The 12,070-nt window shown below is 72.8% G+C and carries 13 protein-coding genes and 1 pseudogene; 7 read left to right on the top strand and 7 right to left on the bottom strand.

What is annotated here, in order from left to right; translation table 11 throughout:
* Positions 1 to 133: 133 nt before the first annotated feature.
* From ADL22_RS06560 to ADL22_RS06575, 4 genes and pseudogenes are all read left to right on the top strand, one after another.
* Positions 134 to 547 carry a VOC family protein gene (locus ADL22_RS06560; RefSeq protein WP_066974646.1) on the top strand — a complete coding sequence of 138 codons (414 nt, stop codon included), beginning with the start codon at positions 134 to 136 and terminating at the stop codon, positions 545 to 547.
* 58 nt (positions 548 to 605) lie between these two features.
* A pseudogene (locus ADL22_RS06565) lies at positions 606 to 1,061 on the top strand (helix-turn-helix domain-containing protein); the annotation flags it as partial.
* A 184-nt stretch (positions 1,062 to 1,245) separates the two neighbouring features.
* A complete protein-coding gene (locus ADL22_RS06570; protein WP_066974648.1) occupies positions 1,246 to 2,520 on the top strand; it encodes an ATP-grasp domain-containing protein in 1,275 nt (424 codons plus the stop codon).
* A 58-nt stretch (positions 2,521 to 2,578) separates the two neighbouring features.
* Positions 2,579 to 3,319 carry a L,D-transpeptidase family protein gene (locus tag ADL22_RS06575; protein WP_066974649.1) on the top strand — a complete coding sequence of 247 codons (741 nt, stop codon included), beginning with the start codon at positions 2,579 to 2,581 and terminating at the stop codon, positions 3,317 to 3,319.
* Positions 3,320 to 3,383: 64 nt separating this feature from the next.
* On the opposite strand, the gene ADL22_RS06580 is transcribed toward ADL22_RS06575, so the two are convergent.
* A complete protein-coding gene (locus ADL22_RS06580; RefSeq protein ID WP_066974651.1) occupies positions 3,384 to 3,887 on the bottom strand; it encodes a hypothetical protein in 504 nt (167 codons plus the stop codon).
* A 205-nt stretch (positions 3,888 to 4,092) separates the two neighbouring features.
* On the opposite strand from ADL22_RS06580, the gene ADL22_RS06585 reads away from it, so the two are divergent.
* Positions 4,093 to 4,887 carry an SDR family oxidoreductase gene (locus ADL22_RS06585; protein WP_066974653.1) on the top strand — a complete coding sequence of 265 codons (795 nt, stop codon included), beginning with the start codon at positions 4,093 to 4,095 and terminating at the stop codon, positions 4,885 to 4,887.
* Positions 4,888 to 4,894: 7 nt separating this feature from the next.
* On the top strand, positions 4,895 to 5,398 hold the full coding sequence (locus ADL22_RS06590; protein ID WP_066974665.1) for a metallophosphoesterase family protein: 504 nt from the start codon (positions 4,895 to 4,897) through the stop codon (positions 5,396 to 5,398).
* Between the two features lie 28 nt (positions 5,399 to 5,426).
* Here the strand turns inward: ADL22_RS06590 and ADL22_RS06595 are convergent, their stop codons facing one another.
* The 4 genes from ADL22_RS06595 to ADL22_RS06610 all read right to left on the bottom strand — a co-directional run bounded on the left by ADL22_RS06595 (position 5,427) and on the right by ADL22_RS06610 (position 8,587).
* A complete protein-coding gene (locus ADL22_RS06595) occupies positions 5,427 to 5,936 on the bottom strand; it encodes a mycothiol transferase (protein ID WP_066974655.1) in 510 nt (169 codons plus the stop codon).
* Between the two features lie 144 nt (positions 5,937 to 6,080).
* A complete protein-coding gene (locus tag ADL22_RS06600; RefSeq protein ID WP_234430568.1) occupies positions 6,081 to 6,569 on the bottom strand; it encodes a hypothetical protein in 489 nt (162 codons plus the stop codon).
* 356 nt (positions 6,570 to 6,925) lie between these two features.
* Positions 6,926 to 7,711 (bottom strand): class I SAM-dependent methyltransferase, encoded by a 786-nt coding sequence (locus tag ADL22_RS06605; protein WP_066974657.1) that lies wholly within the window; start codon positions 7,709 to 7,711, stop codon positions 6,926 to 6,928.
* Positions 7,712 to 7,792: 81 nt separating this feature from the next.
* On the bottom strand, positions 7,793 to 8,587 hold the full coding sequence (locus ADL22_RS06610) for a serine protease (RefSeq protein ID WP_066974658.1): 795 nt from the start codon (positions 8,585 to 8,587) through the stop codon (positions 7,793 to 7,795).
* A 343-nt stretch (positions 8,588 to 8,930) separates the two neighbouring features.
* Here ADL22_RS06610 and ADL22_RS06615 point away from each other — a divergent pair, with 343 nt between their 5' ends.
* Positions 8,931 to 10,901 carry an APC family permease gene (locus tag ADL22_RS06615; RefSeq protein ID WP_066974660.1) on the top strand — a complete coding sequence of 657 codons (1,971 nt, stop codon included), beginning with the start codon at positions 8,931 to 8,933 and terminating at the stop codon, positions 10,899 to 10,901.
* Between the two features lie 14 nt (positions 10,902 to 10,915).
* On the opposite strand, the gene ADL22_RS06620 is transcribed toward ADL22_RS06615, so the two are convergent.
* Positions 10,916 to 11,152, bottom strand: coding sequence for a hypothetical protein (locus ADL22_RS06620; RefSeq protein ID WP_066974663.1), 237 nt, complete (start codon positions 11,150 to 11,152; stop codon positions 10,916 to 10,918).
* A 63-nt stretch (positions 11,153 to 11,215) separates the two neighbouring features.
* Positions 11,216 to 11,341 (bottom strand): hypothetical protein, encoded by a 126-nt coding sequence (locus ADL22_RS36615; RefSeq protein WP_267890146.1) that lies wholly within the window; start codon positions 11,339 to 11,341, stop codon positions 11,216 to 11,218.
* Between the last annotated feature and the right edge of the window lie 729 nt (positions 11,342 to 12,070).

The raw sequence follows: 12,070 nt of genomic DNA on the forward strand, positions 1-12,070 counted from the left end.
GTTGAGGACCCACAGGGGGCCCACCCGCCCCCTAGGTGATCGCCCCCAAGGGTCGGTGGACGTAGCGATTCCGGACGGGAACGGTGACGCGGCCCCTTAGGCTGAGCCCCCGTCCGCACTGTCTGGGGGAGTAGTGACCAGTAGGTTCACCGAGTTGGTTGTCGACTGCCACGATCCGGAGCGCCTCGCGGCCTTCTGGTGCGCGGTCCTGGACTTCAAGGTGATCGACCGGAGCGAGGGCAAGGTCGAGATCGGCTCCTGGGAGCCGGCCGTCGAGGAGGTCCGGGCCCGCCAGATGCCGCCCACCCTGATGTTCATCCAGGTGCCTGAGGGCAAGACCGTGAAGAACCGGCTCCACCTCGACGTCAGCCCGATCGACGGCAGCACCGAGGACGAGGTGGCCAGGCTGCTGCGCCTCGGCGCCGCCAAGGTGGATGTGGGCCAGGGCGCTGACCGGAACTGGGTGGTCATGGCAGACCCCGAGGGCAACGAGTTCGACGTCGTACGCACCCTGGCACCTCCCCGCACCGTTCACCTCATCAACTAACGTTCGCCCGCTACAAGACCACCCACTGCGCCCGCCCATCGCCTGGCACAATCCCCGCATGGCCGAACGCGTGCGGGTCCGACCGCTTGACGACGACGAAGTGCACCGGCTGCTGCGGATCATCCGCCGCGGCGCGGGCTCGGTGGTGACCTGGCGGCGGGCGCAGATGGTGCTGCTCTCCGCCCAGGGCATGGACCCGGCCCGGATCGCGGAGGTCGCGTTCACCAGCGAGGACCGGGTCCGCGACGCCCTGCACGCCTTCAACGCGGAGGGCTTCGACGCGCTCTACCCCAAATACCGCGGCGGCCGGCCGCCCACCTTCACCCCCGAGCAGCGCCACCGGATCGCCGAGGTCGCGCGGTCCCGGCCGGCCGAGCACGGACTTGCGTTCACCCACTGGAGCCTGACCAAGCTCGCCGACTTCCTGATCGCCCAGGGCGTGGTGGACGACATCTCCCCGGAGGGCCTGCGCGGACTGCTGCGCGCCGAGAACGTCCAGCTGCCGCGCCGGAAGGCATAACCGGGCGCAGCCGGAACGAGTGATCAGTCAGAAGGGCCGGAAGCAGGACCGGACCGGCCGCCCGCAGCCCTAATCGCCGGGCAAACGTTGCCTGTTACCGGCCCCGCTGCCTAGGATGGCGGGCGGCCCGCCGCGCCACCCGCCGCGCCACCCTCCGGCAGAGGAAGGACGCCCCCGTATGACACGGCCTGACCAGATGCCCCTGCTGCTTCTCGTCACCAACGGGCTGCGCGAGTACCGCGAGTACCTGCTGCGCTCGATCTCCACCCGGTACCGCGTCCACCTCATCAACCACACCGAACCCACCTGGGAGCGCCCGTATCTGGACGGCTTCACCGCCGTCCCCGACACCGGCGCCGACGCGGTCCTCGCCGCAGCCCGGCGGATCGCCGCCCGGCAGCCGGTGGACGGCGTACTGAGCTGGCACGAGGAGCACATCGTGCAAGCCGCCCTGGTCGCCGAGGAGTTCGGACTGCCCGGCACCCGGCCGGACGCGGTCCGCCGCTGCCGCGACAAGTTCGCCACCCGTACGGCACTGGCCGTCGCGCGGCTGCCGCAGCCGGCGTTCGCGGTGGTCTCCGACCTGGACGAGGCGGCCGCCGCGGCCGGGAAGCTCGGCTACCCGGTCGTCATCAAACCGCGGGCCGCCGGCGGCAGCCAGGGCGTCGTCCTCGTACGGGACGCGGCCCAGCTCGCCGACGAGTTCACCGCCACCCGCGACGTCCCCGTCCCGCACACCCCGGTCTTCGAGCAGGGCGTCCTGGTCGAGGAGTTCGTGGACGGCCCCGAGGTCAGCGTCGACGCGGTGGTCCGTGGGGGACGGGTGACCCCGCTCTTCCTCGGCCGCAAGGAAGTGGGCTTCGCCCCGTACTTCGAGGAGACCGGCCATCTGGTCGACGGCGGCGAACCCCTCCTTGCCGACCCGGACTTCACCGACACCCTCCAGGCCGTGCACACCGCGCTCGGCTACACCGACGGCTGGACGCACACCGAACTCAAACTCACCGCCGACGGCCCCAAGGTGATCGAGGTCAACGGCCGGCTGGGCGGCGACCTCATCCCCTACCTCGGTCTGCGCGCCACCGGCATCGACCCCGGCCTCGCCGCCGCGGCCGTCGCCTGCGGCCGGGAACCGCACACCGCCGCCGCACACCGCGCGGTGGCCGGCGTCCGCTTCTTCTACCCGCCGCACAACGACGCGGTGATCACCTCGATCGGCTTCGACCGGACCGAACCGCCCGCCGGAATCGACCTGCTGGTGCCCCTGGTCGGCCCCGGCGACGTCGTCTCCCCGCCCCGGAAGGGCCTGATCGACGGCCGGGTCGCCCTCGCGACCGCCGTCGCCGCCACCCCGCACGATCTCCGCACCGCCCTCGACCGGGCGCAGTCCGCCCTGCGGCTGCGCGTCGACCGCGCCCAACTGCCGCTGACCGCGCCGAATTTTGGCGGATAACGGACGGCGTGCCGTATCCTCCCGCAACCGCCCCGGCGGCCCAGGAGTCCTACCGGATATGAAGCCACGCATACCCTTCCGGCTCCGCAGACCCGCCACCGGCGCCCTCGGCCGGCGAGCGGGCGCGGCGCTCGCCCTGACCACCCTGACCCTCCCGCTGACCGTCGCCCTCGGCGGCACCGCGCAGGCCGCCGGCTCCACCGGCTGCTACGGGCTCCGCGGCCCGTACCAGCGGCAGGCCGAGCGGTTCCTCGGACTCCGCGTCGACGGCCGCCAGTCGACGGCCGACTGCCGCGCCATCCGCGCCTTCCAGACCAGCCACGGCATCACCCCCGACTACGGGTACGCCGGGCCCGTCACCTGGAGCGTCATGCAGCTCGTCGCCAAACAGCGGGCGGCCGGCCGCAACCCCAACAGCGCCCACAAGTGCCCCACCAACAAGGGACGGATCGCCTGCGTCGACCTGACCCGCCAGATCAGCTGGATCCAGGACGGCAGGCGGCTGGTCTACGGGCCGGTACCCGTACGCACCGGCCGCAAGGGCGACGCCACCCGCACCGGTCTGAAGCGGATCTACTGGCGGAACCTCCACCACGTGTCGACCATCTACCACACGCCCATGCCGTACAGCCAGTTCTTCGACGGCGGGGAGGCGTTCCACGCCATCAGCGGCAGCGTGTGGTCCGCCCCCGGCTCGCACGGCTGCGTCAACATGCGGCCGAACGACGCCAAGAAGTACTGGTCGCTGCTCCGCAACGGCGATGACGTGTACGTCTACGGCCGCAAGTCCGGCACCTGACCGGACCGGTCCCGTGCGGGCGTGCCGAACACCGGCGCGCCCGCACCGTGCTGTCCGCCGCCCGTCAGTGGGCCAGCAGCGTGTACAGCGCCATCGGCGTCACATACCCCGGCCACCGGCCGTCCGCGAAGAGGTGGACCCCGGCGTCCTGATAGCACTGGTCGACGAGCTGCGAGCAGATCATGTGCCGCGTACTGGCCACATAGCGGCGCAGCCCCGGCACGATCAGATGGAAGCGGTGGGTGGCGATCGCCAGATAGTCGAGGAAGCTGTACGGCACGCCCACGTAGCGGTCGGCCGCCGCGCAGATCCGGTCGCGCTGCTGCTCGGTGAGCCGCTTCGGGCACACATAGAGCACGTCGGAGCCGCGGTACGAGCTGAGGGGCCGGATACGGGCGCCGCCCGGCTCGGCCTCCAGCAGCCGGTCGCCGGGCAGGACGAGGAAGGCGTGTTCGTAGTCGGCGAAGCCGTCTCCGTTGATCCACTGGCCGAAGCGGATCAGCCGGCCGGTGACACCGGATATCTGGGTGAGTCCGATGTCACCGGGCAGGGGATGGGTGTGCTTCATGAGCGGCTCCAGGGAGCGTGAGAAGCGGATTCCCCCTGGTGATACCCGCTCTCCGGCCGCCCGCACCGGCCGGACGCGGTCCGCTGACGCGACCTCAGGCGTACTCCTGCGGCCCCAGTGGCGGCGGTGAGTGATGGTGCGTCAGGTGCCCGAACGGGTACACCTCCCGCGACCCGGACCGTGAGCAGAGGAGCGAGAGACCACCATGCCCACCGGCACCCCGACGACTCCCGACGCCCCCTCCACCCACCCCCCGCTGGCCGGCACCGCCGCCCTGATCACCGGCGCCTCCAGCGGCATCGGCGCCGCCACCGCGCTCGCCCTGGCCCGCGCGGGCTGCGCGGTCGCCCTGGTGGCCCGTCGCGCCGACCGGCTCCGCGACCTCGCCGAGGAGATCGGCGGGCAGGGCGGCGGCCCGGCGGCCGCGTTCGCCGCCGACCTCGGCGACCCGGACCAGCCCCGGCAGGCCGTCGAGCACGCCGTGGAACGCTTCGGCCGCCTGGACGTCCTGGTGAACAACGCCGGATACGGCGCCCGCGGCGCGGTGGACGAAGCCGACCCCGGCGACTGGGACCGGATGGTCGACCTCAACCTCAAGGCCGTGCTGCGGACCTCCCACGCCGCCCTCCCGCACCTCCTGCGCGCCGCCGGTACGGGCCCTCGCGGCGTCGCCGACCTGGTGACCGTCAGCTCCGTCGCCGGCCGGGTGCCCCGTAAGAACAACAGCGTCTACTCGGCCACCAAGCACGCGGTGTGCACCTTCAGCGAGGCGCTGCGCCAGGAGGTCACCGGCCGCGGCGTCCGGGTCGGCCTGGTCGAACCGGGCCTGACCGCCACCGAGATGACCGCCGGCGGCCGCATCACCTCCTCCGACGGCATGCCGGAGGACGCCTGGCTCCACGCGGAGGACATCGCCCGCAGCATCGCCTTCATGGTCACCCAGCCCGCCCGGGTCGCCATCAACGAGATCATGGTCCGGCCCACCGCCCAGGAGCGCTGACGTGCCCGTGCGCCTGCTGCTGACCTCCGACACCCACGTCCCCCAGCGCGCCAAGGCACTCCCGGCGCAGCTGCTCGACGCCGTACCGGCCGCCGACGCCGTCCTGCACGCGGGCGACTGGACCGACACCGCCACCCTCGACCTGCTCCAGACCCGCGCCCGCCGGCTGATCGCCGTCTACGGCAACAACGACGGCCCCGACCTGCGCGCCCGGCTGCCCGAGGTGGCCCGCGCCGAGCTGGGCGGCCTGCGGTTCGGCGTGGTCCACGAGACCGGCCCCGCCAAGGGCCGGGAACGCCGCTGCGCCGACCGCTTCCCGGACCTCGACGTGCTGGTCTTCGGCCACAGCCACATCCCCTGGGACACCACGGCCGGCAACGGCCTGCGGCTGCTGAACCCCGGCTCGCCCACCGACCGCCGCCGGCAGCCGCACCACACCTATATGACGGTGGAGATCGCCGGCGGCCGGCTCACCGACGTGACGCTGCACCGCCTCCCGCCCCGGCGCTGAACGCACACCGCCCTGTGCGCCGCCCCGGTCACCGCCCCAGCAGCCCCCGCACATACGCCGCCTGGCCGGCGTGCTGGAGGTCGTCCGCCAGCACGCTGACCAGGCGCACGCCGAGAGTGACCGGCGGCGACCAGTTCTGGTCCACGATCCGCTCCAGATCCTTCACCGCGACGGTCCGCAGATAGCGCACCGTGCTCTCGTGCACCGCCGCGTGGTACCCCGCCAGCAGTTCGGCGGTCAGCCCCCGGACCCGGCCCACGTCCTTGCGGCTGTGCCCGTAGCCGGTGTCCTCCTCCGGGAACGGCAGCCCGAACGCCTCGTACCACTCGTCCGCGCTCCAGATCTGCTCGGTGCCCGCCACCCCGGCGACATGGTCGTCCTGCACCCGGGTCAGATGCCAGACCAGCCAGGCGATGGAGTTGGCGCGCCCGTCGGGGCGGGCGGCGAGGTCGTCGGCGCCGAGCCCGTCGACCACCTCCTCCACGGCTTCCCGGACGCGGCCGAAGGCGTCGACGAGCAGATCGGTGCTGGCGGACATGGCGGCTCCGTACGGTGGGGGAGGGGCGGCCGGCGGCCCGGTCCCCGCCATCGTCGCAAGCCGCGCCGGACGCCGCCGCCCGGCACACCCCCGGGCGCCCGGCCGGTCCGCCGCATGGCGGACGCCGCGCCGGATGACGGGCCGTCAGGACCGGGCGGACCGGATCGCCAGGGTGTCGAGCAGGGCCTGCACCGGCCGCAGCGCACGGTCACCCGGCCCGACCACGCCGAGGATGCGGGGCAGCGGCTCCACCACGCGCACCAGGCGGCCGGCCCGGAGGTACGGGTTCGGGTCGCGCAGCGCGGCCTCCAGCGCCGGCCGGGTCCAGTACGTCCGGGCCAATCCCAGCGCCCAGCGGTGCTCGTCCTCGTACGGCAGCCACCGGCCGGCCGTGTACGCGTCCGCCAGGTCATGCGCCTGACGGGCCATCATCTGCCAGCTGAAGTCCTCGTCGATCAGCTCGCGGCGCCGGCGGCCGGGGCGGTCCTCGCCGCACGGCGCGCACAGCCGCACCTGGCGCTTCGGCCCCAGCGGCGGCCGGACGATCAGCACGGCCGCGCCGGGCGCGGGGCGGCGGTCATGGCAGAGGTCGCAGGTGGCCGCGCCGGCGCTCGGGGGTTGCGGATAAGACATCACGACGGGCTCAACGACACAGACGGGACCGGGTGGCGTGGCGCGCCAGCGGCGCGCTCCGGCAACGATGCGGCGCTGTTCTGCGGCATGCCAACTACCTTACTCCGGGCAGGAGTTGGCCAAGGGATTCCCACGGAACGGTCACAAGTGGGCATGGGCATGCCTTGTTCGTGCCAAGGGGGTGGGCTTGGGGGAGGTGAGGTGGTGTCATGACGCCTCGGCGGTCCGTGGTTCCGTTCGGTGGCCTCCCTGGCGCCGGGGTCCGTAGGCTCTTTCGGTGGCCTGCGTGGCGCCGCGGGTCCGTAGGCCCTTTCCATGGCCTGCATGGCGCCGCGGGTCCGTGCCGGTGGCGTCGTTTACCGCCGCGTCGCCACCACCAGCCGGCACCGCGGGCTCCCGTCCGCGCGCCGGCCCAGCTCCGGCAGCGGCCGCGTCTCCACCGCCAGACCGGCCCGCTCCAGCTCCGCCCGCACCTCCGACAGCCGGAAGCCGCGGTAGTACATGACGAAGGGCGGCCGCCACAGCGCGTTGCGGATCCGCATCACGGCGTCGAAGCCCAGCAGCCCCCAGTACAGCGCCGACCCCGGCCTGGCCGGCGCCACCACCGGGAACACGAACCGCCCGCCGGGCCGCAGCACCGACGCCACCTGCCCGAACAGCACCGGCCGCTCCCGCGGCAGGAAGTGCCCGAACGCCCCGAAACTCACCACCACATCGAAGACCGGCCCGAACGGCAGCGCCCGGGCATCCGCCCGCACCCACGCCGGCCGCGGCCCGGCCACCCCACCGGGAACGTCGCCCGGCCCGTCCTCCCCATCGGAAACGTCCCCCGGCCCCGCCGCGCCCCGCAGCCGCTCCCGCCCCACCGCGAGCATCCCCGCACTGAGATCGACACCGGTCACCCGCTCCCGGCACACCCGCCGCAGCACCTCCACCCCGGCGCCCGTACCGCAGCACAGATCCAGCCCGCTGCCGAACGGCCCCATCTCCCGCAACTCCCGCAGCACCGGCCCCAGCACCGCCTCCGGCGTCCGGAACGGCGTCCGGTCGAACTTCGGGGCGAGCAGGTCGTAGCCCCGCTCCACGGACGACAGCGCCTGCACGGCCAGTTCACGCAACGTAGGACCCTCGGGAGCGAACATCGCGTCAGGATATGCGCGGTGGCCCGCCCTAGACCCACAGCCCGCACCGGATCACCGGCCCGCGCGGGGTCCGGCCCCCGCCTACGACGACCGCGCGATATACGCGTGGATCGCCGGATCGCTCACCTTCGTATACACCCCCGGATGCCCCGGCGACGCGCACCCCGTCCCCCAGGACGCGATCCCCGCCAGCCGCCCGTCCACCACCAGCGGACCCCCGCTGTCCCCCTGGCAGGCGTCCTTGCGGCCCTCCTCGTAGCCGTAACACGTCATCCTCGGCGTGATCGACTCCGGCCCGTACGCCCCCTTGCAGTACGCGTCGCTGAGCTTGGGCACCGCCACCTGCCGCAGATGCACCGGAAGATCGCCGCCGTCCCGCGTCGCGCCCCACCCGGTGACCGTCGCCGGCGTGCCCTCGGCGGGCTCCCGCCCCGGCTCCATCAGCGGAATCGGCCGCACCCCGGGCCCGAACTCCAGCGGGGACGCCAGCACCAGCACCGCCACGTCGTAGTCGATCGTCGAGGCGTCGTATCGCGGATGCCGCAGCACCCGCGCCACCCGCGCCACCTGGCCCCCCGACCCGCGCACACTGCTGCCCGCCTGCACGCTCAGCGTCTCCGGCGGCCCCTCGGTGGTGCAGTGCGCCGCGGTCACCACCGCGTCCGCCCGGATGATCGAACCCCCGCAGATGTGCCCGCCGCGGCTGCGCAGCGACACCTGCCACGGCACCTCCCGCACATCCGCGTCCGTACCGCCCACGATGCGGATCGCGGGCACCGTGCCGCCCGCCACCGCCGGCGGGACCGCGGCCAGCACCGCACCGCACACCGCGGCCGCCGCCGCCCCGCACCGCAGCCACGACCGCGACCGCGCCATTCCGCCTCCCGTACGAGCCATTCCGCCTCCCGTATCCGGACCGGCCAGCACCCTCCTCATCCGGCGATCCTCCGCGACCGGGCGGCGGGCCCGGGGCGAAGAGCGGGGCCATTCCACCGAAGTGGTGGTCTTCGGCGGCACCGCGTTTGAGCCCGCGCCACCCCGAACGGGCCGCACCGGCCTCGCCGGGACCCGTCGCGCCCCCGCCCGGCACCCGCCCGTCCCCGCCGGAGACACGACCCCGGCGCCCCGTCGCACACCACGGCGAGCGACCCGCCAGTGCGTACGCTGAACCCGCCGCTATCGATGGCCGGAACTTTTCGGCGTACGACAGGAGCACACGATGGCCGCCTCCGCCCCCGCCGGTGGCTCACCCCGGACCACACTGCGGCAACGGCTGCGCACCTGGATGCTCAAGGGCCTGGCCGACCTGGGCAAACGCCCGCTCGGCCAGGGCGCCACCCCCGAGCCCGCACAGCACGGACAGCGCTGGTGGCGGGTGATGTGCCTGACCGGCGTCGACTACTTCTCCACCCTGGGCTACCAGCCCGGCATCGCCGCCCTGGCCGCCGGACTGCTCTCGCCCGTCGCCACCCTCGTCCTCGTCGCCGTCACCCTCGCCGGCGCGCTCCCCGTCTACCGCCGCGTCGCCAAGGAGAGCCCGCACGGCCAGGGCTCCATCGCCATGCTCGAACGCCTGCTGTCCTTCTGGAAGGGCAAGCTGTTCGTCCTCACCCTGCTGGGCTTCGCCGCCACCGACTTCCTCATCACCATCACCCTGTCGGCCGCCGACGCCGCCACCCACCTCGTCGAGAACCCGCACGTCAGCGGCGCCCTGCACGGCCACCAGCTGATCATCACGCTGATCCTGATCGCGCTGCTCGGCGCGGTCTTCCTCAAGGGATTCCTGGAAGCCGTCGGCGTCGCCGTCGTCCTCGTCGGCACCTACCTCGCGCTCAACGCCGTGGTCGCCGTCACCGGCGTCTGGCACGTCGTCACCGCCGGACACGTCGTCACCGACTGGACCCGGGCCCTGACCACCCAGCACGGAAACATTCCGGCCATGATCGCCGTCGCCCTGCTCGTCTTCCCCAAACTCGCCCTCGGCCTCTCCGGATTCGAAACCGGCGTGGCCGTCATGCCGCATATCGAAGGCGACCCCGACGACACCGAGGAACGCCCCACCGGCCGCATCCGCGGCGCCCGCAAACTCCTCACCACCGCCGCCGTCATCATGAGCGTCTTCCTCATCATCACCAGCTTCGTCACCACCCTCCTCATCCCCGCCCCCGCCTTCCGGCCCGGCGGCGCCGCCAACGGCCGCGCCCTGGCCTACCTCGCCCACGAATACCTCGGCTCCGCCTTCGGCACCGTCTACGACATCTCCACCATCGCCATCCTCTGGTTCGCCGGCGCCTCCGCCATGGCCGGCCTGCTCAACCTCATGCCGCAGTACCTCCCCCGCTACGGCATGGCGCCCCACTGGGCCCGCGCCGTCCGCCCCATGGTCCTGGTCTTCACCGCCGTCGCCTTCCTCGTCACCTGGATCTTCGACGCCAACGTCGACGCCCAGGGCAGCGCCTACGCCACCGGCGTCCTCGTCCTGATCAGCTCGGCCGCCATCGCCGTCACCATCGCCGCCCGCCGCGCCCGGCAACGCCACTGGACCATCGGATTCGCCGTCATCTCCGTGGTCTTCCTCTACACCACCGTCACCAACATCATCGAACGCCCCGACGGTGTGAAGATCGGCGCCTGCTTCATCGCCGGCATCATCCTGCTCTCCTTCGCCTCCCGGCTCGCCCGCGCCTTCGAACTCCGCGTCACCGACGTCATCCTCGACGACACCGCCCAGCGCTTCGTCCGCGATATCGCCCAGCGCCGCATCCGCTTCATCGCCAAGGAACCGGAAGATCGCAGCCTCGCCGACTACCGCGACAAGGCCCAGCAGATCCGCGCTGACAACGACATCCCGCCCGAGGACGACCTGGTATTCGTCGAAGTCACCATCCGCGACCCCTCCGAATTCGAAAGCGCCCTGCACGTCCACGGCCACGTCATGCACGACCGCTACCGTGTGCTGGAGCTGGACGGCTCCACCGTCTCCAACTCCCTGGCCGCCCTGCTCCTGTACGTCCGCGACACCACCGGAAACCGGCCGCACATCTATTTCGAATGGACCGAGGGAAACCCCTTCGCGCAATTCCTCCGCTTCTTCCTCTTCGGCCAGGGCGAAGTCGCCCCGGTCACCCGCGAAGTCCTCCGCGAGGCCGAACCCGACCGCACCCGCCGCCCCCGCGTCCACGTCGGCTGACTCCGCAGCGGTAGCTAGCTGTACTCGTAGCGGGAGCGGTAGCTGTACTTGTAGCCGTAGCCGTAGCCGTAGCCGTAGCCGTAGCCGTAGCCGTAGACCAGCTCCAGCGCCTCGTGCCCCGGCAGCGGAAGGAACGCCAGTGCCTCCTGGTGCCCCCCGCGTGACCCTCCCCGTCTCGTCCGCCAGCAACGTGTTGATGCCCCCGGCCTCCATCGCCCGCCGCCCCGGAACGCCAGCACATTCCGCTGCACCGGCCGGCCCGACCGTTCCGGCGAATCCGATCACCGACAGCAGCGCCCCGACCGTCGTCGGGATCAGCGTCCCTCACCCGCCACCATCACCGCCGTCTGCTGCGCCGCCCCCAGGTACGACGCCATCGCCTGCACCGCGACCACCACCAGGTCGAACACCACGGTCAGTGCCGCCAGCGGGATGTGCAACGCGACCTCGCCCGCGTCCGCTGCCGCGCCGCGCCCTCCACCAGCACGATCATCCAGTCCAGGATGTAGGACGTCTCACCGGTCCGACCTGGCACGACTGACCGAATGCGGTGGGCCTGGTTGACCTCTGGTGGGACCTGGTGGGCCCGGGGGATCCGGTGGGGCTGGTCGCTTGGTCGCCTGGCTGGCTCGGTCGACTTGGTGGGTCTGGTCGGCTGTGACGGAGCGCCGACCACGGCGGGATTCCAGGCTCGGCCGCGGATCCGCGACCGTGTACGGGCTGGCCTCGGAGTACCGGCTGGTCTCGGATCTGTGGCCGGGTACCGAGTGGTTCTGGCCCCGCTACCGGGTGCGGGACGGTCCGGGGCCCACGGCCAGGTTCCGGGCGGTCACGGACCCATGACCAGCTGCACCCGACCGGCGAGCCCGTAGCCAGGTGCCGGGCTGGGCCGGGGACCCGTGACCAGGCGGCACCCAACCGAGAGCCCACAGCCGAGTTCCGTGCTGGCCGCAGATCCATGACCGGTTGCCGGCGAGCACCCATGACCGGGTGCGGGCACAGCCGGGCCCGCGCCTTCACCGCCTGGTCGCGTCGGTGGCCGCGAGCGAATCCAGGACGTACGCACACCGCGCGGATGCACCACGGCAGGGAGTTCGCGGCTCGCTTACGGGGGTGAGCGGCGAGAGGTCGCGGCGGTGCGGGGCCAGAAGTGGGGACAGGGGGGACGG

The sequence above is a fragment of the Streptomyces sp. NRRL F-4489 genome, from assembly GCF_001509485.1.
Lineage (GTDB): Bacteria > Actinomycetota > Actinomycetes > Streptomycetales > Streptomycetaceae > Streptomyces.

Bases quoted from the DNA above. Each gene is read 5' to 3' on its own strand.
- ADL22_RS06570 (WP_066974648.1), top strand. From the start codon at position 1,246: ATGACACGGCCTGACCAGATGCCCCTGCTGCTTCTCGTCACCAACGGG.
- ADL22_RS06575 (WP_066974649.1), top strand. From the start codon at position 2,579: ATGAAGCCACGCATACCCTTCCGGCTCCGCAGACCCGCCACCGGCGCC.
- ADL22_RS06580 (WP_066974651.1), bottom strand. From the start codon at position 3,887: ATGAAGCACACCCATCCCCTGCCCGGTGACATCGGACTCACCCAGATA.
- ADL22_RS06585 (WP_066974653.1), top strand. From the start codon at position 4,093: ATGCCCACCGGCACCCCGACGACTCCCGACGCCCCCTCCACCCACCCC.
- ADL22_RS06595 (WP_066974655.1), bottom strand. From the start codon at position 5,936: ATGTCCGCCAGCACCGATCTGCTCGTCGACGCCTTCGGCCGCGTCCGG.
- ADL22_RS06600 (WP_234430568.1), bottom strand. From the start codon at position 6,569: ATGTCTTATCCGCAACCCCCGAGCGCCGGCGCGGCCACCTGCGACCTC.
- ADL22_RS06605 (WP_066974657.1), bottom strand. From the start codon at position 7,711: ATGTTCGCTCCCGAGGGTCCTACGTTGCGTGAACTGGCCGTGCAGGCG.
- ADL22_RS06610 (WP_066974658.1), bottom strand. From the start codon at position 8,587: ATGGCGCGGTCGCGGTCGTGGCTGCGGTGCGGGGCGGCGGCGGCCGCG.
- ADL22_RS06615 (WP_066974660.1), top strand. From the start codon at position 8,931: ATGGCCGCCTCCGCCCCCGCCGGTGGCTCACCCCGGACCACACTGCGG.